Below are 3,393 nucleotides of genomic sequence, written 5' to 3'. Positions count from 1 at the left end.
CTTGTCGATGCCTTCCTTCAGGATTTTCGTGTTCGTGACAAACAGGTCATCGCCGACGAACTGGACATTCTTGCCGAGGCGCTCGGTCAGGATTTTCCAGCCGTCCCAGTCGCCTTCGGCCATGCCGTCTTCAATGCTGATGATGGGGTATTTGTCCACCCAGGTGGTCAGCATGTCGGTCCATTCCTGCGCCGACAGGCTCAGGCCTTCGCCGGACAGCACGTATTTTCCGTCCTTGTAAAACTCGGACGCGGCGCAGTCCAGTCCCAGGGCAATCTGCTCGCCAGCGACAAAACCGGCCTTGTCAATCGCTTCCAGAATCATCTGGATCGCCGCTTCATGGTTGGGAACGCTGGGCGCAAAGCCGCCTTCGTCGCCCACGGCGGTGCTCATGCCCTTGTCGTGCAGAATTGTTTTCAGCGCATGAAAGACTTCGGCACCATAACGCAGGGCTTCGCGAAAACTTGGAGCGCCGACCGGAATGATCATCAGCTCCTGCAGGTCCAGGTTGTTGTTGGCGTGTGCGCCGCCGTTGATCACGTTCATCATGGGAACCGGCATTTGCATGGCGCCGCTGCCGCCAAAGTAGCGGTACAGCGGCAGGCCGGCTTCTTCAGCGGCTGCGCGTGCCACGGCCATGCTGACGGCCAGCATGGCATTGGCGCCCAGGCGCGATTTGTTGTCGGTGCCGTCCAGGTCAATCAGGGTGCGGTCCAGAAAGGCCTGCTCGCTGGCGTCCAGGCCCAGCACCGCTTCGGAGATTTCGGTGTTGATGTGTTCGACCGCCTTGAGCACGCCTTTGCCCAGGTAACGCGATTTGTCGCCGTCACGCAACTCAATGGCTTCACGCGAGCCGGTGGATGCGCCCGAGGGCACCGAGGCGCGGCCCATGACGCCGGATTCCAGCAGCACGTCGCATTCAACGGTGGGGTTGCCACGGCTGTCCAGAATTTCGCGGCCGACGATATCAACAATTGCGCTCATTTGTGTTCTTTCAAATCAAAAATAACAAAACTTTGAACCTGTCCTGAAACCTGCAGCGGTGAAGGCGTCACACGCCTTCGACAGGATCATGCGCAGGGTCACCACACCTTGCCGGTCACCGTCGCGTGAGCACTGATGCCGCAGTTCATTCGAAATGGTTCTCCAGAAAACCATTCTTTTTGGTCACGCGGTCCAGTTCAAGCAGCGTCTCCAGCAGGGCTTTCATGTGCTTGAGCGGAACGGCATTGGGGCCATCGCTCATCGCCTTGGCCGGGTCTGGATGGGTTTCCATGAAGATCCCGGCAATGCCAACCGCGACTGCTGCCCGCGCCAGCACCGGCACCATTTCGCGCTGGCCGCCGCTGCTGGTGCCCATGCCGCCCGGCAATTGCACGGAATGCGTGGCGTCAAACACCACGGGGGCGTTGGTCTCGCGCATGATCGCGAGGCTGCGCATGTCGGACACCAAGTTGTTGTAGCCAAAACTGGCGCCGCGCTCGCAGGCCATGAAGTTGTCTTCATTGAGGCCTTTTTCGCGGGCTGCAGCGCGCGCTTTGTCGATGACATTTTTCATGTCGCCTGGCGCCAGGAACTGGCCTTTTTTGATGTTGACCGGTTTGCCCGACTGTGCAACGGCCCGGATGAAGTCGGTTTGGCGGCACAAAAAGGCGGGGGTTTGCAGCACGTCCACCACGCTGGCGACCTGGGCAATCTGCGACGCGTCGTGGATGTCGGTCAGTACCGGCAGTTGAAGTTCGCGTTTGACCTTGGCCAAAATCTCAAGGCCCTGGTCGATGCCGGGGCCGCGAAAAGTGCTGCCCGACGAACGGTTGGCCTTGTCAAAGCTACTCTTGAAAATGAACGGAATGCCCAGCGCGGACGTGATCTCCTTGAGCGTGCCCGCGGTGTCCATTTGCAATTGCTCGGATTCAATCACGCAGGGGCCTGCAATCAGAAAAAAGGGCTGGTTCAGGCCGATCTCAAATCCGCACAATTTCATGATCAGGCCACCGCTTTCAAAGGTTTTGCTGCTGCTTTTGGATCCTGCGCCGCCTGATTTCCGCTGACGCGGTGCTCAAGCGCCGCTGCAATATAGGCGTTGAACAGCGGATGGCCATTCCACGGGGTGGATTTGAATTCGGGGTGGAACTGAACGCCCATGTACCAGGGGTGAACGTCCTGCGGCAATTCGACAATTTCCGTCAGGTGTTCGCGCTGCGTCAGCGCCGAAATGACCAGGCCAGATTTGCGCAAGGTGTCGAGGTAATTGACGTTGGCTTCATAGCGGTGGCGGTGGCGCTCCGTCACCACATCACCGTAGATTTTGTGAGCCAGGGATCCTTTTGCTACATCAGAGCTTTGGGCGCCTAGCCGCATGGTGCCGCCCAGGTCGGACTTGGCATCGCGTGTCTTGATGGTGCCGTCGGCGTCTTTCCACTCGGTGATGAGCGCAATGACGGGGTGGGGGCTGCTCGGGTCGAACTCGGTGCTGTTGGCGTCCTTGAGTCCGGCGACATGGCGGGCAAACTCAATCGTGGCGACCTGCATGCCCAGGCAGATGCCGAGGTAGGGGATTTTGTTTTCACGGGCAAAGCGGGCGGCGCAAATTTTGCCTTCAACGCCGCGTATGCCAAAGCCACCGGGCACCAAAATGCCGTCAAAGTGCGCCAGGCGCGACACGTTGTCGGGGGTGATGGTCTCGGAATCGACATACTCAATGACCACCTTGGCATGGTTCTTCATGCCGGCATGGCGCAAGGCTTCATTGAGGGACTTGTAGCTGTCGCTCAGGTCCACGTACTTGCCGACCATGGCAATGCTGACTTCGGTCCTGGGGTGCTCCATCTCGTACACCAGGTCGTCCCAGCGCTTGAGATTGGCTGGCGGCGTGTTCAGGCGCAGCTTGTCGCAGATCAGGCCGTCCAGGCCCTGCTCGTGCAACATGCGCGGCACCTTGTAGATGGTGTCCACGTCCCACATGGAAATGACGCCCCACTCGGGTACGTTGGAAAACAGCGAGATCTTGTCGCGCTCTTCTGTCGGAATAGGGCGGTCGGCGCGGCACAGCAACACGTCGGCCTGGATGCCGATCTCGCGCAGCTGCTTGGCCGTGTGCTGTGTCGGCGTGGTTTTGAGCTCACCCGCAGCCGCAATCCAGGGCACATAGCTCAGGTGCACAAAGGCGGGGTTGTTCGGGCCCATGCGCAGGCTCATCTGGCGCACGGCTTCCAGAAAGGGCAGGGACTCAATGTCGCCGACCGTGCCGCCGATTTCAACAATCGCCACGTCCACGGCTTCAGGCGTGTCATAGCGCGCACCGCGCTTGATGAAGTCCTGGATTTCGTTGGTGATGTGCGGAATCACCTGAACCGTCTTGCCGAGGTAGTCGCCGCGGCGTTCTTTGTCAAG

The 3,393-nt window shown here is 59.6% G+C and carries 3 protein-coding genes; all 3 read right to left on the bottom strand.

Annotated features, from left to right (window positions below):
• Positions 1-984: phosphopyruvate hydratase (eno, locus tag Q8K05_RS02285; protein ID WP_305244924.1), on the bottom strand; the 984-nt coding region annotated here is incomplete at its 3' end.
• A gap of 145 nt (positions 985-1,129) precedes the next feature.
• Positions 1,130-1,984 (bottom strand): 3-deoxy-8-phosphooctulonate synthase, encoded by an 855-nt coding sequence (gene kdsA / locus Q8K05_RS02280; RefSeq protein ID WP_305244923.1) that lies wholly within the window; start codon positions 1,982-1,984, stop codon positions 1,130-1,132.
• A gap of 2 nt (positions 1,985-1,986) precedes the next feature.
• Positions 1,987-3,393 (bottom strand): CTP synthase (locus Q8K05_RS02275; protein ID WP_305244922.1); only part of this gene is annotated, 1,407 nt, incomplete at its 5' end.

It is taken from the genome of Polaromonas sp., from assembly GCF_030682935.1.
Classification (GTDB): domain Bacteria; phylum Pseudomonadota; class Gammaproteobacteria; order Burkholderiales; family Burkholderiaceae_C; genus Polaromonas.
Note: the sequence above shows the minus strand (reverse complement) of the source record. Positions and strands in the feature narration are given on the sequence as shown.

Excerpts from the sequence above, each read along its gene's own strand:
- kdsA (WP_305244923.1), bottom strand. The coding sequence starts at position 1,984 with ATGAAATTGTGCGGATTTGAGATCGGCCTGAACCAGCCCTTTTTTCTG.